Source organism: Salinicola sp. MIT1003, from assembly GCF_001858555.1.
Classification (GTDB): Bacteria; Pseudomonadota; Gammaproteobacteria; order Pseudomonadales; family Halomonadaceae; genus Salinicola; species Salinicola salarius.
Map to the genome: position 1 here is coordinate 113982 of NZ_MCAP01000002.1, position 16138 is coordinate 130119.

Here is a 16138-nt window from a genome sequence, read left to right on the forward strand (position 1 = left end):
CTAATCCTCAAAGTGAGCAAAATTCATCACATGCTCGAACTTCGCCATCTCCGCACGTTGATCGCTCTGCGTGACACCGGCTCGCTGGTCGAAGCGGCGGAGCGCGTCCACCTGACCCAGTCGGCGCTATCGCACCAGATCAAGGATCTCGAGTCGCGGCTCGGCATGCCGTTGTTTGCCCGCAAGACGCGCCCGGTGTCGTTCACCCGCGCCGGGGAACGCCTGCTGACCCTGGCCGAACAGGTGCTGCCCCAGCTGCGTCTGGCGGAACGCGACCTGGCACGGCTGGCCGGCCACGAACAGGGTCGCCTGCACATGGCGATCGAGTGCCATAGCTGCTTCCAGTGGCTGATGCCGACCATCGACCATTTCCGCGATCACTGGCCGGAGGTGGAAGTCGATATTCCCAGCGGCCAGAATTTCGATCTGCTGCCGGGGCTGACGCGCGAAGCGCTCGATCTGGTCATCACGGACAACCCGGAGCCGCTGCCGGGCGTGCACTACGCCCCCCTGTTCCGCTACGAAGGCCTGCTCGCCGTTTCCAAGCAGCACGCGCTGGCGACCCGAAGCTGGGTCGAGCCCTCGGATCTCGCCACGGAAACGCTCATCGTCTATCCGGTGGATCACTCCCGCCTGGATGTCTTCACCCAGTTTCTCGATCCCGCCGACGTGCGCCCGCAGGAAATCCGCAGCGCCGAACTCACGGTGATGATGATGCAACTGGTGGCGAGTGGCCGCGGGGTGTGCGCCCTGCCCAACTGGGCGCTGACGGAGTATCTGGAGCGGGATTACGTCAAGGCGCTGCCGCTGGGCAAGGACGGGGTGTGGAGCACGCTCTACGCGGCAGTGCGGGAGGACAACCTGGAATTGCCGTGGATGGAGGACTTCATCCGCACCGCAAGAGACACCTCGTTTGCGGTGCTCAGTGGCGTCAAGCCAGCCGCCACGCCGGAAGACGCCTGACGATCGGGCGCTTACCGAAGCCGCGCATGGGGTAGCCGCGAATAGGTCAGCCGCGAAAGATCGTCAAACCGTCTCTTCGTCGAATGTCAGCGGCCGAATCGCCTCCCGGCCGTGTAGCGGCAGCAGCAGGCTGAAGCGAGCGCCGCCCAGGCTCTCGCTGCGATCGACCACGACGTTGCCGCCGTGCCAGGCCATGATCTTCTGGACGATGGAGAGCCCCAGGCCGTAGCCGCCCGAGCGCCGGGTGCGACTGTCGTCCAGCCGGGCGAATGGCTTGAAGATGGCGATGCGCTTCTCTTCCGGCACCCCCGGGCCATCGTCTTCGACGTCGATGCGCACGGCCCGGGGTTCGCGATGGACCTTCACCACGACCTGACTCTCCGCATGCCGGCAGGCATTGGCGACCAGGTTCTGGACCGCGCGCTGCAGGTAGCGTGGCTCCGCCTCCACCTCGAGCTCTTCGCCATCGGCAACGCGCAGTTCGAGGTGCGGGTGCAGCGGGCTCAACGTCTCCAGTACTCGCCAGGCCAGCGCACGACACTCCAGGCTTTCCGTCTGCAGCGTCACGCCCTGGGCATTCTCGCTGTCGAGCTTGGCGTAGGTGAGGATTTCATCGATCAGCCGGTCGAGTTCGGCGATATCCTCGTCGATGCCCGCCAACTGGCGCTGGGCGACCTCGTCCTTGCTGAGATCTTCCAGCATCTGTACCGCAAAGCGAATGCGTGCCACCGGCGTACGCAGTTCGTGGGAGACGGCCCGAATCATCTCCTGCTGGCTGCGCAGCAGCATCTGGACCTGCGCCGCCATGCCGTTGAGCGCCATGCCCAGACGGCCGATGAAGTCGTTGCTGTCGACCCGCACTCGCGAGTTGAGATGACCCGCCGCAATGCGCGTCGCGGCCCGTTCGAGCCGCCCCACCCGGCCTTCGACGCCCCACACGATGAGATAGATGGCGCCGGCCAGCGTCGTCAGCACCATGATCAGCAAAGCCAGCGCCAGCGACAGCGGCATCGACTCGAAACTGGGCAGCGGACCGATTCGCAGCCAGCGATCCGGCCCGACCCGAGCATGAATATAGAGCGCACTCAGCCCCGTTTCGAGACGCACCACCACTTCGCCGGCGTCGAGGCGCGTCGCCTGGATAGGGTCGACATCCGTCGGCGGCGAAGTATAGAGACCAACCGGCATGTGGAACTGCTGTTGGACGCGCGCCAGCCGGCGAGCCTGGATCTCCTTCTCTTCGCCGCTCAACCAGCTGCGCAGCACTTCGGTGATACCCCGAAGCTGCATCTCGTTGAGACTGTTGATCCGCGCCGCCAGCACCCAACTGGAACTGGGCAGCTGGTACAGCGAGCGCCAGCCATCATCGGTGGATTCGATCACCGGCCGGTTCTCACGCAGTCGCGCCCGCTCGAAATAATTCAGCGACAGGTCATCGAGCTGGAACAACCCCAACGGCATGCCCAGTGTCGACGCCATCGACGCCAGCCAGTCATCGCGCTGTGCCAACGGCTGGCGGGAGACGAGATCGGAAAGCAGTGCCAGCGGGCCGCTGACGAGATTTTCCCGATAGTGCTCCTGACGCACCTTGTCGACGACCAGGAAGCCGAACAGTACCAGCGCAAAGGTAATGACCAACGCCGCCAGCAGCGACACGTAGAATCGCAGGAAGGTGCTGTCGGTAAAGGAACGACGCATGTTGGATCTCGCGGGAAATGTCGGGCAAGTAACAGGGGGAGACGGCGACCGCGATCGCCGCCCTCCCTCAACTGTCTCTCACGAACAGATACCCTTTGCTCCGTACGGTCTTGATGCGATGAGGGTGGTTGGGATCGTCGCCGATCTTGGGGCGAATGCGCGAGACGCGCACGTCGATGGAACGATCCTGTCCGTCGTATTTGATCCCGCGCAGCTGGGAGAAGATCTCCTCACGCGTCAATACCCGGCCGGCGCTGTCGGCCAGTAGCCAGAGCAGATCGAATTCCGCGCTGGTGAGATCGATACGCTCATCTTCCAGCCACGCCTCGCGAGTGGCGCTGTCGATGACCAGATTGTCGAACGTCAGGCGCGTCGCCCCGCTCGAGGAAACCAGGGTGTCGGCGCGACGCATCAGCGCGCGCATGCGCGCCAGCAGCACCCGTGGCTGAACCGGCTTGGGAACGTAATCGTCGGCTCCCATTTCCAGGCCCAGAACCTGATCCATGTCGTCGGTCCGTGCCGTCAACATCAGAATGGGGCCGGCATAATGCGGTCGTACCCGACGGCAGATCGATAGACCGTCCTCACCCGGCAGCATCAGGTCGAGGATCACCATATCCGGCTGTTCCTCGATGATGCGCTCCACCCCGTTGGCGCCATCGTGTTCGAGCCCGACCTGAAAACCGTTGGCCTCCAGATATTCGCGTGTCAGATGCGCCAGACGCTCGTCGTCTTCGATGATCAATACGCGATCTTGATGTGCAGTGCTGTCCAAGCTGTCATCCATCCCTTTGAGTTGGCCTCGAAACCCTGCATACCACGGTCTTGATTTATTATTGGCATTAACGGCATCAAGCGGCTTCAAGAGCCGAGCAGATATAATTTACCGTTACTGCGCTAATGTTCTGAATAATCAGCGCTACGCCTGAAGAGAGCCTAGCGGATTAAACAGTATCATACCCGAATTGTTCCCTGTGTAACCCGGTATCGGCAATGGACTACGCAGTTAATGGATAAATTCAGACAAGAGACCGATGAGTCTGGCTTACAAGAACGAAAGTGTCAGTCTCTCTTTGGCAAGCCCTCTCGATGGTGCCAAGCGTAGTTGGCACTCATCGACATCACAGCCCGACATGACAGTCGATATGAACGCCGGTCTTGGATATCGAACTTGGCGTCACGACAAAATGATCCCGATCGGATGCCATTCTTCGGATGAACGGCATCATTTTGCCGACTTCGCCCTGGATTCAGCGGCTCAGGTCCACGTCTCGTGTCTGTCCGTCACCAAGTTCGATCTGCTTGATGATGATCGGGCTGCGTGATTCGCCACCGGGTAGCAGCACGCTACCGGCAACGTAGAACACGCCCGCGGGTATGCCCCTGACGACGAAATAGCCATTGTCGTCCGTCTCGGCATAGTGCGTATATTCACGGGCACGGGGATCGGCCGGTTCGATCTTGCGTCCCGAGAGCGCCACCTCGGCGGCTTCGGCCGCATAGCGCGTCGCGGGCGCTACCGAAATCGTCTCATCGGAGCCCACGAGCGTCTGTCCATCCGGCGTTCTGTAGGTCAACCGCCCCTGGATAGCCGAGGTTCCACGCTTTTCGAGCTGAGCATACTCTTCGGCCGGGAAGGGAATCTGGCGTTTGACCACGGCCTCGTCGCTGCCGGAGCGATCGAAGATATCGGGCATCTGAAACGACCCCGTCGATAGACTTTCGCAACCTGCCAACGCCATTACCATCAGCGCCAGCACGCCCAGCCGAAGTTTCCCCGCCATCCTCCACTCTCTTCTGGCCACCCACTCTCTTCTGGCCACCAACTCTCTTCTGGCCACCAACTCTCTCCTCGCCACCGGCTCTCTCCTTGCCATCGACTCTACTCGAAAGCTCCCCGCTGGCCATCAGCGGGGAAGCTCGTCATGCTGACAGCCAATCAGGCAACAATTTCGCAAAGAGCTAGGCCGCCGCTTCGCCTCGTGGCCTGGCGCCGTCATGAGGGATCAGCGCAGGTCCGGATTGAGGGTATAGGTTCCGGTGATGCTGGACTCGGCCAGCACGTGGCCTGCCATCGCCTCGCGAACCTGCTCGCCGGTAAATTCTCCCGACAGGCCCAGCGTGAGAATATCCAGCGCGAACACGCTGAAGGTATAGCGATGGACGATTTCATCGTTCCAGGGCGGGCAAGGCCCATCGTAGCCGCCGTAGACACCGGCCATGTCCGGATCGCCGGCCAGAAACCCGGTGTAGCCGTTGATCCCGCTGATGCCCTTGGCGGTCTGTCCTGGCGTCTTGCCCTTCGGAACTACCCCATCGGCCATCTCGCCTTCCTCGATCAGGTTGACCTCGACGGGAATGTCCACCAGCACCCAATGGTAGAAATCGACGCGCGGCAGGTCCGCAGGGAGTGTCTTGCCTTCCTGATTGACGTCGTCCGCCACGCCCGGCACATCGGGATCGGTCACCAGCAGCACGAAGCTCTGCGTGCCTTGCGGCGCATCCAGCCAGCGCACTTCCGGATTGCGATTGTCGCTCAGGCGCATGTGCTGCTCGGGGTCGGGCACGGCGAAAGCGAACTGCGCCGGAATCGGCTTGCCTTCCTCGATACCCTTGATGGTCAAACGCATGGGCCACTCCTCGTCGATAGTGAAACAGGTATTGATGCTCGTCGGGCGCGCCACCGGAAACGGTTCTGGCGCGCCGACGATCCACCGATAACCTTAAGTGCCCTCGCGGCTTTTGTCATGATCGGGCGCGGCAACTATCCTTGGGCGCGCAAACGCACGCACGACTCAGGATGCCCGAGGAAGAAAATAGAGCCGGTCGGCGGTCATCTCTTCCAGCGAGTTGATACCCAGCATTCCCAGGTTACGGTGCACCTCGGTCGCGAGAAGCGAAATGGCGTGATCGACTCCGGCTTCTCCCGCCACCGCCGCGGCATAGTTGAACGGGCGGCCGACGAACACGAACTTCGCCCCCAGCGCGAGCGCTTTGAGCACATCGGAACCGCGCCGGAAGCCGCTATCGATCATCACGTCGAGACCCACCGCCGCGACGATATCGGGCAGCACGCGCAGCGGCGAGACGTCGCCGTCCAGCTGCCGCCCGCCGTGGTTGGAAACGATGATGCCATCGACACCCAGGGACTCGGCTTTGCGCGCATCCTCCACGGCCATGATGCCCTTCAGCACCAGCTTGCCGCCCCACTGCTGACGAATGCGGCGGATGTCCTCCCAATCGAGGTGCTCCCGGCCGGAAAAGTCCCGCTCGACGTTCTTGGCGACGAGGGCAACACCGCGCTCGGCCCCGGCATGCTCGAAATGCGGCATGCCGTGACGACGGATCGTGCGCAGGAAGGTACACAGCGACCATTCGGGATGCGTTGCACCTTGCCACAGCAGGCGAAGATCGGGGCGGATCGGCGTCTTGTAGCCGGTGCGCACGTTGTTTTCACGGCTTGGCACCACGGCGGAGTCGACCGTTACGACCAGCGTCTGGATCCCGGCACGCGCCACGCGTTCGACCAGGGCATGAATGGATGCCGGGTCGGGTGGCATGTAGGCCTGGTACCAGACATCGGGATTGATCTCGGCAATCGCCTCCAGCGCGATCAGCCCGGAAGCGCTGATGACCATGGGAATACCGGCTCGCCGAGCGGCGCTGGCCAGACGAATGTCGCCACGGTAGGCGGTCAGCGCGCTGACGCCCATCGGCGCGATGCCGAACGGCAGCGCGTGCTCGCGCCCCATCAGCGAGGTGCGGGTCGTCCGCCCGCTGACATTGACCAGCGAGCGATGCACGAACCCAATCTCGCGAAAGGCCCGGAAATTGTCATCGTAGGAAGCGTTGGTTTCCGCCGCGCCGGCCACGTAACCGAAGATGGGCTTGGGCAGGACCCGCTTCGCGAAACGCTCGAAATCCGCCAGGCAGAGGATGTGTCGCAGACGCCGGCGAAACCACCAGCGCTCGAGCCGGGAAATGCCGAGATTCGACGTCGCCGCGTTTCGAAAACGGGGCTGGGGCTCCATCACGCTCATGACATCACCCTCTTCGATACCCGATGCGCGGTCGTGACCCTGACATCACGGATCGGCAGGGCAAGAGGGAGCATGGCGTATGAAAACCGCACTACAGTCGGGTCCGAGGGCATCGGCGTTCTCCGGGAACGTCAGAGGATAGCAATGGGCCGACTCGACCTGGAGAGGCAAGCAGTCGACGATCAGCCGCTAAATTGTCATACATCATATTTACAGGGACAGTCGACTTTCGATGTATACGCCTGGGTTCGATGACTCCGCTCCCGAGTTGCAGCGCGCCAGGTTTGTTTCTAGCCTGTAACCACACCTGAAAGGAGATAACTTATGTTAAGGACGACGTTTTTGACCCTGCTTCTCGCCCTCGGCCTCTCCGCATGCGGAACCTCGACCGGCGAGCGTGCGGCCAGCGGCGCGGGCGTCGGTGCCGCAGTCGGTGCGGGCGCGGCGGCTGCGACCGGAGGTGACGTCACTCAGGGTGCCGTGATCGGCGGCGGTGTCGGTGCAGCCACGGGCGCGGCAACCGACGAGGACGATATCGACCTCGACGACTGAGCCGTTGCAGCGACTTCCCTGCCTCGTTCCACCCTAGCGGCAGAACGACACGCCGCGCATGCCGAGATGAAAGTGGTTGGCATGCGCGGCGTTGTAGTCCGGGCCCAGGGTGGTGCCGAAATAGTGACAGGCGCCCGCCTGGGCCGCTTCGAGAAACCGGCCACGATCGCTCTCATTCCCCCAATCCTCGAGTACGCTGATTCGGCGCCCATCCTCGAGCCGGAAGGCCGCGACATCGAGTGCCGACGCCGTGGCATGATCGCTGCGTCTGGCGTTCTTGCGGTGATAGATATTGCGGCATGCGAAAGAGCCGTAATGCTGGACGCGGGAGACACGCTCGCCGAAGACCTGCCGAGCCAACGGCTGCAGTTCGTGCTGTTCGTACATGGTCCAGGCCAGCGCCAGCGGGCAACTGGCCACGAAGCTCGAACTGAACGAGACCTGCGTGCTCGAGAGCCGAACCACGTTCTCGAGCGGGCAACCGGCCGCCGCGGTGTAATCCCCCAGCGGGGTATAATCGATATCCGGCGCCGTCTCCAGCGCCGCAAGACACGCCTCCCGATCTCCGGATAGCGCTTTCAGCTTCCAGCGCATGACCGGTGTCACGGGATCGCTCACGACCAGCGGCGCGAACGGGTTCCACTCCCGCGGGATCTGCCAGACTCCCTTGTCGAAGGCGACACCGACAGCAATCACCATCAGACAAATCAGAGTGCTTGAAGAGGGTCTTGAAGAAGGTTTCGAGGAAGGTTTCATGGACTCCGGCAGGCTGATAGCGGATTTCTGCGACGTCGGTAATCGGCGACGCATGGGATAGCGCGATTCACACTTTTCTGCTAAATCGGTGCTATTCGATCGTAGTCATATATTCTAAGCTTAGTTAACTTGCCGAAATGCTGACGAACGCATTTCAAGTCGAGCAGAAAACAATCATTACCGTGCATGTCGTCAAGGAGGACACAATGCCGGGTTGTGCCAGACACGAGAACGTTTGCGGTCGCTGCGACGTACCGCTGGACTTCGAATTCACCATGGCGTTTCAGCCATTGGTGAATATCGACGAGGGTCGAGTCTACGGATACGAAGCGCTGGTCAGAGGAACTGGTGGAGAATCCGCCGGCTCGATACTGGCACGGGTCGACCACGCCAATCTCTACCGCTTCGATCAGGCTTGCCGGGTCAAGGCGATCGAAATGGCCCACGATCTGGGGGCCGAAGGGATGCTTTCGATCAACTTCCTGCCCAACGCCGTCTACGAACCACAGGCATGCATTCAGGCCACGCTTGCCGCAGCCAGGCGGGTCGGCTGGCCGACGAGCCGGCTCTGTTTCGAAATCACCGAGTCGGAAAATGTCGGGGATCGGTGCCATCTACAGAATATCGTGACCAGCTATCACGAAATGGGGATGAAAACGGCGCTGGATGATTTCGGCACCGGATATGCCAATCTGGACCTGCTGGTCGACATCTCGCCGGACGTGCTGAAAATCGATCGCCATCTGGTCAGCGATATCCACCAGTCCCCCCGCCAGCAAAGAATTCTGGAACACATCATTACCCTGGCGCATCAGCTGGACATCACTCTGATCGCCGAAGGTATAGAAAAACTAGAAGAAGCTCGTTGGCTCTACCGCCACGGTATTGCCAGACAGCAGGGATACTGGTTTGCCAGACCGGCCGCAGGACAACTACCGGTTTGCCCCGAATCGCGCTTCGCGCTGGTTCGTGGCGAACACTGACGACCGCGATACGACTGGCAACTCCTTCCACCGTCCGAATCACGGTACCCTGGCTTATGGTTGCTTCGAAAAATTCGCCATCCCATCAGACCGCCGAGGGTCCTTCCACGCCGGATGGGCTGGACACGTTGAATATCGCGGCGCTGATCTACCGGCTCGATGCCGGCGTTCCCCTGCTGGTCGATGCCAACGAGACGGCTAGACGTCAGTTGCACCTGGGTGATGGCTTCCCCATGGCCGACCCTTGGCAATGGCTGGACGCTCATCGCTATCCGGCGGCTGGCCTCGATCATCCGGCATTGCTGAATGTCTCGTCGGAAAACTCGAGTCAGTGGCAGTGCTTTCACATCCGCCAACATGCGCAGCCGCTGCAAGCGCTGAAACTCAAGATTTCTCCGCTGGAAACACTTGCCGACGAGGGTGCCACGCGTCACGTGCTCATCGCCATCGGCGAGATCACCGCTATCGACGATACCCCGGGCCTACTGCCACAGGCGCAACCGCATCTACGCCAGGTGCTCGGGAACTTGCCCATGGGCGTGTGTATCATCGATCTCGAAGGGTATCTGCGGCTGGTCAATCATGCCTTCTGCGAGTTCTTCGGCTATGCGGAAACCGATCTGCTCAATGCCCACTTCCGGAAGCTATTGCCCTCGCAGCATCACCAGACTGCCGAGAAGCAACACGCAGCCAGCTTCTTCGACGAACTGGATCAACGCCGTGCCGTGGAGGTTCAGTTGCATGACGGGTCATCGCGTACCGTCATCATCGAGGACACGATCAGCCACGACGAAGCGGGCCAACCTCAACGGATTGCCTTTCTCGTGGATATCACCGAGCGATGCGACATCGAGCGCCAACTGGAGGAAAAGAATCGTCGCCTCGAATATCTGGCAACGCGAGACGACCTGACCGGATTGCACAATCGCCGCTTCGGCCTGGAACTGCTCGAACAGACACTGGAACGAAGCCAGCGTTATGGCGAAAAGGTCGCCATTGCCATGCTCGATCTGGATCACTTCAAGGAGATCAACGATCGCTACGGCCACGCCGTTGGCGACGAAGTGTTAACGGAGTTCAGCCATTTCATGATCGGCGCGCTGCGTTCGAGCGATACTCTGGTTCGCTGGGGCGGAGAGGAGTTCCTGGTGATCTTGCCCGGGGTCGATCGCTTCTCGGCACAGACCACGATAGACCGTGTCCTCAAGCAACTTCGCCAACGGACCTTGAGCACACCTCGCCTCCGGGTAAGCTTCTCCGCTGGCGTGGGCGAGTATCGTCACCAGATGCCGAAGGGGTTGCTGGAGGAGGTCGACCATGCGCTTTACCAGGCGAAATCGGCCGGGCGCGGCTGTGTCTCGATCGCTCCCGTTTCCAGCGCCTGCCAGGAGCGCTGCTGCACGCCGACCTTCCCCTCGTTTCAAGGCTGACGGCCGCCCCCGGGGGTGGTTGCCAGCGCCTGCCTTTCCGGAACGATCGCTCGGGTTTGCGTCGTTCCGAAGAGGCCTTTTGGGCAGATATTCAGAAGAACATCCGTACCGCCAGGAACAGCACCGTCGGCGCCAGCAGGATGCCGAGCCCGGTGTAGAACGTCGCGGTCATCGCACCGTAGGGCACCAGCCGCGCATCGGTGGCAGCGAGACCTGCCGCGACGCCGCTGGTCGTTCCGATCAACCCGCCGAAGATCATCGCCGAGCGCGGATTGTCCAGCCCGATGAGCTTCGCAGTCATCGGCGTAGCGATCATGGTCAGGATCGACTTGACCAGGCCGGCGGCGATCGACAGCGCGATCACTTCCGAACTCGCGCCCAGCGTGGCCCCGGTCACCGGCCCGACGATATAGGTCACCGCGCCGGCCGCGATCGTGGTGATATCGACCGGATCGGTATAGCCAAAGCCGATAGCCACCGCCGCGCCGGCCACGAACGACACCAACACGCCGAGGAACAGGGCGATCACGCCGCGCATGCCCGCTTTCTTGATCTCCTGAAAGCGCACGCCATAGGCGGTGGCGATGATCGCCAGATCCCGCAGCATGCCACCGCCCATCAAGCCCAGGCCAGAGAACAGCGTGACGTCGGACAATCCTTTGGTCCCGCCTGTCGAGGCGCCGCCGACATAGGCGAGAACGAGACCGATGATGATCGCGATCGCCGAGCCGTGCAGGCGCCCCGCCGTCAGATTGCGGCTAATCCAGTAGGCGACGTACATGGCGAGACCGACCACGGCGAAGGCGGCGATCAAGTGATACTTGTCGACCAGAGAGACGATGGAATCGTTCATGTCGGGCTCCTCGCTCAGTGGCCGCTATGGGGCGTGGGGGTCGACTCGAGCGGGCTCGCATCGTCGACCTTCTTGCCGGTCAGCACGGGAACCAGCGCCAGCCCCAGCACAACGGCCAGTACGCCGGCCAGGATCGCCACCATGCCGCCGCTGAAGGCAGCCGCCACGTTCTGGCTGGCCGCCATGGCGACGACGATGGGAATGTACATCGCATTCCAGAAGTTGATGCCGCTCTCGGTCGTCTCCGGCAGCTTGCCGCGATCCTTGAGGTAGCCGGTCACGAAGATCAGCAGCAGCATGGCGATGCCCACACCGCCCAGATTGGCATCGATTCCCAGCAACTGGCCGAGTACGTCGCCGATGATTAGCCCGACCAGCATGCAGCCGGCCAGGAGTGCTACACCGTAGATCACCATCGTTGTCACCTCTTGGGCATTGTTATAGAACGTTTTACAAAGACATCGTCATGATTGGCCCGGTTATCGGAGCTTGGCGTGTATCGGAACCGCCACGCCCGGCGTGACGGCCGTGCCGCGTTACCCACGCGGCGAGGGTGAAAAACCTCCCGTAATGCTACGGATTTGCCGTTTCGGCACTCAGGTAGATATCGGCATAGCGTTCGCGAAGCGCGTTCTTCTGGACCTTGCCCATCACGTTGCGCGGCAGGCTATCGATGAAGAACACTCTCTTCGGCTGCTTGTAGCGCGCCACCTTGTCCTTCAGCGCCGCCAGCACGTCAGATTCGTCCAGCGATTCCCCCGGCTTCAGCACCACCGCCGCGGTCACCCCCTCGCCCAGATCGGGATGGGCAACACCGATGACGGCCGACTCCACCACCTGAGGCAGCTCGTCGATCCACTGCTCGATCTCCTTGGGATAGACGTTGTAGCCACCGGAGATCACCAGATCCTTGTCGCGCCCGACGATATGCAGATAGCCGTCTTCGTCGATCAGCCCGAGATCGCCGGTGATGAAGAAGCCCTCATCGCGAAACTCGGAGGCGGTCTTTTCCGGCATCCGCCAGTAGCCCTGGAAGACGTTCGGCCCGCGAACTTCCACCAGGCCGGTTTCCCCCGCCGGCAACGCCTTGCCGGTTTCGCGATCGGTAATGCGCACCTCGCTACCCGGCAGCGCGAAGCCGACCGTGCCCGGACGGCGCTCACCGTCGTAGGGATTCGAGGTGTTCATGTTGGTCTCGGTCATGCCGTAGCGTTCGAGAATGGCATGGCCGGTACGTTCGCGGAATTCCCGATGGGTTTCCGCCAGCAGCGGCGCGGAGCCGGACACGAACAAGCGCATGTTCGCGGTGGTCTCCCTGTTCAGCCGCGGGCTGGCCAGCAGGCGGGTATAGAACGTCGGCACCCCCATCAATGCCGTTGCCCGTGGCATCAGATCCAGCAGTTGCTCGGCATCGAGCCTGGGCAGAAAGGTCATCGAAGCGCCGACGGTCAGAACGATGTTGCACGCCACGAACAAGCCGTGGGTGTGAAAGATCGGCAAGGCGTGCAGCAGATGATCGTCGGCGCTGAAGCGCCAGGTCTGCGCCAGCGCCTGGCTGTTGGCAGCGAGATTGCCGTGGCTCAGCATGGCACCCTTGGAACGCCCGGTGGTGCCGGAGGTATACAGAATCGACGCCAGATCGTTGGCTTCCAGCTCGGCGATGTGCGGATCTTCCTCGGCCTCGGCGACCCGTTCCATCAACGAACCGTCGGCTTCCGCGCCCAGGCTTTCGACGACCGCCACCCCACAGCGCTGTGCCAACCGCCGCGCGGTGTCGATGTCGTCCGGGCGGCAGACATGGAATCGCGGCTCGGCGTCGGTGAGGAAATATTCGACTTCCGCCTCCGTGTAGGCGGTATTGAGCGGCAGGTAGACCGCTCCCGTCTGCAGGCAGGCCAGATAGAGCATGATCGCCTGCGGGCTCTTGTCGACCTGCACCACGACGCGGTCACCCGGCACTACGCCGCTGTCGCGAAGAACCCGCGCCATGCGACGCGAGGTGGAAAGCACGTCGCGATAGCGATACTGCTCGCCACTCGGCGTATCGATCATCACCTTGTCCGGGCGGCGCTCGAAATTGCCCGAGAATTGCAGATACAGATTCTGATTCATCCCACCTCTCCTGCTTTGTTAAACGGTCACGCCTATTTTTTGAAAAGGCCAAGCCTGTTTTGTGAAACGGTCAGGCCTGTTTTATGAAACGGTCACGAACGATCAGGCATCGGTCCGGGAGCCATGACGGCAGCGTGAGCGCCCCTGCTTGGCATCGCGGCGGATCTCGCTGGTGCAGACCACCGTGCCCTCGCGGCTGAACTCTTCGTGGTTCTGCTCGATCCGACCGAGCTCGTAGAGATAATTGACCATCAGCCCATGAGACTGGCGGCGGCCGTTCTCGGAGGTATCACCAGGCCAGTTGAGCCGGTGCAGGCTGGCGCCGTTGCCCAGGTGAAAGCGGGCTACCGGGTCCAGCGGCAGGCCGCTGTCGCGTTTGACGTCGATCAGGTAATGCGCCGCCAGCCCCCGCAGTTCGGCATTCAGCTTGTCGCGCAGTTTGGGATCTTCCAGCCAGCGCCCGTCGTCGAGCCCCTCGGCAATCTCGTCGGCGAGCTGGCAGGTTCCGCTTTCGCGTTCCGCTGCCAGCCACTTGGCAAAACCGGGAACCGGCGAGAGCGTCACGAAGTTTTCGAGATTCGGCAGATTGCGCTTGAGTTCCTGCACCACCTGCTTGATCAGGAAGTTGCCGAACGAGATCCCCCGCAGGCCGGCCTGGCAGTTGCTGATGCTGTAGAAGGCGGCGGTATCGGCCTCCTCCGGGCGCACTTCGTCGCCACCTTCCAGAATCGTCTGGATGCTGTCGGGAATACCCCGGCACAGCGCCACTTCGACGAAGATCAGCGGCTCGTCACCTGTGGCCGGATGGAAGAAGGCATAGCAGTGGCGATCCTCGGGGTCGAGGCGCCGACGCAGGTCCGACCAGTCGCCGATGGCATGGACGGCTTCATAGTGGATGATCTTCTCGAGCACCGCCGCCGGCGTGTTCCAGTCGATGCTCTCCAGCACCAGAAAGCCGCGGTTGAACCAGGATGCGAAGAGATGATCGAAATCCGCATCCAGCGGCGCCAGCTCGGGGTTCGCCTTGAGGCAGCGCAACAGATCCGCGCGCATCTTGACCAGCTCGTAGGTGCCGCCCGGGCACAGATTCAGCCGCCGCAGCAGGTGCTGACGACGAGGCTCGCAGACCGCGAACAGCCGTTGCAGACTGGCGTTGTCCCCGTTGTCGCGATACGCCGCGTAAGCCTCGTGAATGGCGTCGGGCTCGGCGGCGTAGCGTTCCCCCAGCAACTGGAAGAAGGCGAGCCGATCGCTCTCGCCGAGCGAGGCGTAGCGCTCCAGTGCCTCTTGGGCGATCAGGATCTGCGACGCCTCACCACCGGGCTGCATCAGCGTCTCGCATACCGATGTCAGTCGCGCCAGACTGCTCGGCGTCCCGCCATCTTCGCTACCGGCAAGATGCTGGCCCCGTGTCCGGCGGCCGATGCTGGAGAGAAGATCCTGCAGAAAATTCATGTTGACGTTCATGCCGGCCCTCTCGGGTCTGTGGCTGGAGCTCGGGCTGTCACCAGCGGCGGCAGCGACGAGCGTTCGGCAGAGCGAAGCGGTCTGGCAGAAAAACGTCGGCATGAATTCCGAAACCGACTGTTAACATACATGTCATCGCTCTGTTATATATAACAGTTATGCCCCGGCCAGCCCGGTGTCAACATAGGAGAAAGTCTAATATGGCTCGCATCCCGCATGCCCAGCGGCTTCGCGACCTGCTTGAGGATGCCATCGTCGAAGGCCATTACGCGCCTGGAGACAAACTGGACCCGGCGGCACTGGCGCAGGAGTACGACTGCTCGCGCACGCCGATCCGCGAGGCGCTGCAGCAGCTCGCCGCATCCGGCATGGTGCGCGTGCTGCCCAAGCGCGGGACATTCGTCGCCCAGTTGAGCGTGACCGAACTGGTCGAGCGTTTCGAAGTGATGGCGGAGCTGGAGGGGATGTGCGCACGTCTGGCGGCGCGGCGCATGACACCGGAAGAACTGGCGGCGCTGCATCGCGCCCAGGCGGCTTGCCGCGAATGCATGGCTGCCGGCGATGCCGACGGTTACTACTACGAAAACGGGACCTTTCATCACCTGATCTACCAGGCAAGCCATAATGACTTCCTGGCGCAGGAAGCCTCGCGCCTGCACGCCATTCTGAAACCCTATCGCCGCCTGCAGCTGCATGCCCGCCGCCGTCTCGCCAGCAGTTTCGACGAGCACGAAGCGATCATGGCGGCGCTGGAGCGCGGCGACGCCGACGCTGCCGAAGCGGCGATCAAGGCTCACATCCAGATTCAGGGGGAACGGTTCAACGACCTGGTGGCATCGATGCAGCGATTGCAGCGTCGGCGCCGCGAAGAGCGATCGACGCCAGAAGGTTCGTCTTGAGATCGGCAGCCTTCGAGAACGAGGCTCACCGGATAACCACGATCGCGGCGATCAGTGGAACAGCAAGGTAACGACCAGCGCCACGCCGCCGACGAGCAGCGCCGTGACCACGGATACGCTGACCAGCAAATTGAGCCATCGGTCGACAGGCGCTTCGGCAGGCACCAGCGAACGCCGAGTCGCGCCTTGGCGTAGCTGGTGTCGGCCTGGTTGGTGTCGGCCTAGCTGGCTGGTGGGCTTCATGGCCGGGCGCATGGGCAAGTTCCGCAAGTCATATGATTATGTTAACGGCGGCACGCCTCTTGAATTGAGCTTCAAATTAGGTCTTTTCGCCGATCTTCGCCACTTTCCCCGCGCCCACTCGCCCCTTGCCCCTTGCCCCTCG

16 protein-coding genes are annotated in these 16138 nt (G+C 62.1%); 5 read left to right on the top strand and 11 right to left on the bottom strand.

The annotated features are described in order from the left end of the window. Positions 1 to 30: 30 nt before the first annotated feature. Positions 31 to 963, top strand: coding sequence for a LysR family transcriptional regulator (locus tag BC443_RS01125; RefSeq protein WP_071229988.1), 933 nt, complete (start codon positions 31 to 33; stop codon positions 961 to 963). 63 nt (positions 964 to 1026) lie between these two features. On the opposite strand, the gene BC443_RS01130 is transcribed toward BC443_RS01125, so the two are convergent. The 5 genes from BC443_RS01130 to BC443_RS01150 all read right to left on the bottom strand — a co-directional run bounded on the left by BC443_RS01130 (position 1027) and on the right by BC443_RS01150 (position 6701). Next, positions 1027 to 2661 carry an ATP-binding protein gene (locus BC443_RS01130; protein WP_071229989.1) on the bottom strand — a complete coding sequence of 545 codons (1635 nt, stop codon included), beginning with the start codon at positions 2659 to 2661 and terminating at the stop codon, positions 1027 to 1029. A gap of 67 nt (positions 2662 to 2728) precedes the next feature. After that, positions 2729 to 3448, bottom strand: a complete 720-nt coding sequence (locus BC443_RS01135; RefSeq protein ID WP_071229990.1) for a response regulator — start codon at positions 3446 to 3448, stop codon at positions 2729 to 2731. Positions 3449 to 3911: 463 nt separating this feature from the next. Continuing rightward, positions 3912 to 4445, bottom strand: a complete 534-nt coding sequence (locus tag BC443_RS01140; protein WP_071229991.1) for a carboxypeptidase-like regulatory domain-containing protein — start codon at positions 4443 to 4445, stop codon at positions 3912 to 3914. Positions 4446 to 4667: 222 nt separating this feature from the next. After that, entirely contained in the window at positions 4668 to 5291 is a 624-nt protein-coding gene (locus tag BC443_RS01145) for a YbhB/YbcL family Raf kinase inhibitor-like protein (protein ID WP_071229992.1), read from the bottom strand. Between the two features lie 165 nt (positions 5292 to 5456). Beyond that, positions 5457 to 6701: an alpha-hydroxy acid oxidase gene (locus BC443_RS01150; RefSeq protein WP_247643185.1), complete on the bottom strand. Its 1245-nt coding sequence runs from the start codon at positions 6699 to 6701 to the stop codon at positions 5457 to 5459. 324 nt (positions 6702 to 7025) lie between these two features. Here BC443_RS01150 and BC443_RS01155 point away from each other — a divergent pair, with 324 nt between their 5' ends. Continuing rightward, entirely contained in the window at positions 7026 to 7253 is a 228-nt protein-coding gene (locus BC443_RS01155) for a hypothetical protein (protein WP_071229993.1), read from the top strand. 33 nt (positions 7254 to 7286) lie between these two features. Here BC443_RS01155 and BC443_RS01160 read toward each other — a convergent pair whose 3' ends face one another. Then, entirely contained in the window at positions 7287 to 7952 is a 666-nt protein-coding gene (locus BC443_RS01160; RefSeq protein ID WP_247643186.1) for an extensin family protein, read from the bottom strand. Positions 7953 to 8215: 263 nt separating this feature from the next. Between BC443_RS01160 and BC443_RS01165 the strand changes: the two genes are divergently transcribed. Together BC443_RS01165 and BC443_RS01170 are read left to right on the top strand one after the other, a co-directional pair. After that, on the top strand, positions 8216 to 8992 hold the full coding sequence (locus BC443_RS01165) for an EAL domain-containing protein (protein WP_071229995.1): 777 nt from the start codon (positions 8216 to 8218) through the stop codon (positions 8990 to 8992). Positions 8993 to 9048: 56 nt separating this feature from the next. After that, positions 9049 to 10422, top strand: coding sequence for a sensor domain-containing diguanylate cyclase (locus BC443_RS01170; protein ID WP_083387139.1), 1374 nt, complete (start codon positions 9049 to 9051; stop codon positions 10420 to 10422). A gap of 91 nt (positions 10423 to 10513) precedes the next feature. Here BC443_RS01170 and madM read toward each other — a convergent pair whose 3' ends face one another. The 4 genes from madM to BC443_RS01190 form a co-directional block, all read right to left on the bottom strand. Next, the gene (madM, locus tag BC443_RS01175; protein WP_071229996.1) at positions 10514 to 11275 is read right to left on the bottom strand and encodes a malonate transporter subunit MadM; all 762 of its coding nucleotides are present in this window, start codon (positions 11273 to 11275) and stop codon (positions 10514 to 10516) included. A gap of 14 nt (positions 11276 to 11289) precedes the next feature. After that, positions 11290 to 11691: a malonate transporter subunit MadL gene (gene madL / locus BC443_RS01180; protein ID WP_071229997.1), complete on the bottom strand. Its 402-nt coding sequence runs from the start codon at positions 11689 to 11691 to the stop codon at positions 11290 to 11292. A 157-nt stretch (positions 11692 to 11848) separates the two neighbouring features. Continuing rightward, the gene (locus BC443_RS01185) at positions 11849 to 13387 is read right to left on the bottom strand and encodes a malonyl-CoA synthase (RefSeq protein WP_071229998.1); all 1539 of its coding nucleotides are present in this window, start codon (positions 13385 to 13387) and stop codon (positions 11849 to 11851) included. Between the two features lie 102 nt (positions 13388 to 13489). Continuing rightward, the gene (locus BC443_RS01190; protein WP_071229999.1) at positions 13490 to 14854 is read right to left on the bottom strand and encodes a malonyl-CoA decarboxylase; all 1365 of its coding nucleotides are present in this window, start codon (positions 14852 to 14854) and stop codon (positions 13490 to 13492) included. 200 nt (positions 14855 to 15054) lie between these two features. On the opposite strand from BC443_RS01190, the gene BC443_RS01195 reads away from it, so the two are divergent. Continuing rightward, a complete protein-coding gene (locus BC443_RS01195; protein WP_071230000.1) occupies positions 15055 to 15753 on the top strand; it encodes a GntR family transcriptional regulator in 699 nt (232 codons plus the stop codon). Positions 15754 to 15804: 51 nt separating this feature from the next. Here BC443_RS01195 and BC443_RS01200 read toward each other — a convergent pair whose 3' ends face one another. After that, on the bottom strand, positions 15805 to 16008 hold the full coding sequence (locus BC443_RS01200) for a hypothetical protein (protein WP_071230001.1): 204 nt from the start codon (positions 16006 to 16008) through the stop codon (positions 15805 to 15807). Positions 16009 to 16138 lie beyond the last annotated feature (130 nt).

Excerpts from the sequence above, each read along its gene's own strand:
- BC443_RS01150 (WP_247643185.1), bottom strand. The coding sequence starts at position 6,701 with ATGAGCGTGATGGAGCCCCAGCCCCGTTTTCGAAACGCGGCGACGTCG.
- BC443_RS01195 (WP_071230000.1), top strand. The coding sequence starts at position 15,055 with ATGGCTCGCATCCCGCATGCCCAGCGGCTTCGCGACCTGCTTGAGGAT.
- BC443_RS01185 (WP_071229998.1), bottom strand. The coding sequence starts at position 13,387 with ATGAATCAGAATCTGTATCTGCAATTCTCGGGCAATTTCGAGCGCCGC.
- BC443_RS01155 (WP_071229993.1), top strand. The coding sequence starts at position 7,026 with ATGTTAAGGACGACGTTTTTGACCCTGCTTCTCGCCCTCGGCCTCTCC.
- BC443_RS01140 (WP_071229991.1), bottom strand. The coding sequence starts at position 4,445 with ATGGCGGGGAAACTTCGGCTGGGCGTGCTGGCGCTGATGGTAATGGCG.
- BC443_RS01170 (WP_083387139.1), top strand. The coding sequence starts at position 9,049 with ATGGTTGCTTCGAAAAATTCGCCATCCCATCAGACCGCCGAGGGTCCT.
- BC443_RS01145 (WP_071229992.1), bottom strand. The coding sequence starts at position 5,291 with ATGCGTTTGACCATCAAGGGTATCGAGGAAGGCAAGCCGATTCCGGCG.
- BC443_RS01125 (WP_071229988.1), top strand. The coding sequence starts at position 31 with ATGCTCGAACTTCGCCATCTCCGCACGTTGATCGCTCTGCGTGACACC.
- BC443_RS01130 (WP_071229989.1), bottom strand. The coding sequence starts at position 2,661 with ATGCGTCGTTCCTTTACCGACAGCACCTTCCTGCGATTCTACGTGTCG.
- BC443_RS01190 (WP_071229999.1), bottom strand. The coding sequence starts at position 14,854 with ATGAACGTCAACATGAATTTTCTGCAGGATCTTCTCTCCAGCATCGGC.
- BC443_RS01135 (WP_071229990.1), bottom strand. The coding sequence starts at position 3,448 with ATGGATGACAGCTTGGACAGCACTGCACATCAAGATCGCGTATTGATC.
- madM (WP_071229996.1), bottom strand. The coding sequence starts at position 11,275 with ATGAACGATTCCATCGTCTCTCTGGTCGACAAGTATCACTTGATCGCC.
- BC443_RS01160 (WP_247643186.1), bottom strand. The coding sequence starts at position 7,952 with ATGGTGATTGCTGTCGGTGTCGCCTTCGACAAGGGAGTCTGGCAGATC.
- BC443_RS01165 (WP_071229995.1), top strand. The coding sequence starts at position 8,216 with ATGCCGGGTTGTGCCAGACACGAGAACGTTTGCGGTCGCTGCGACGTA.
- BC443_RS01200 (WP_071230001.1), bottom strand. The coding sequence starts at position 16,008 with ATGCGCCCGGCCATGAAGCCCACCAGCCAGCTAGGCCGACACCAACCA.
- madL (WP_071229997.1), bottom strand. The coding sequence starts at position 11,691 with ATGGTGATCTACGGTGTAGCACTCCTGGCCGGCTGCATGCTGGTCGGG.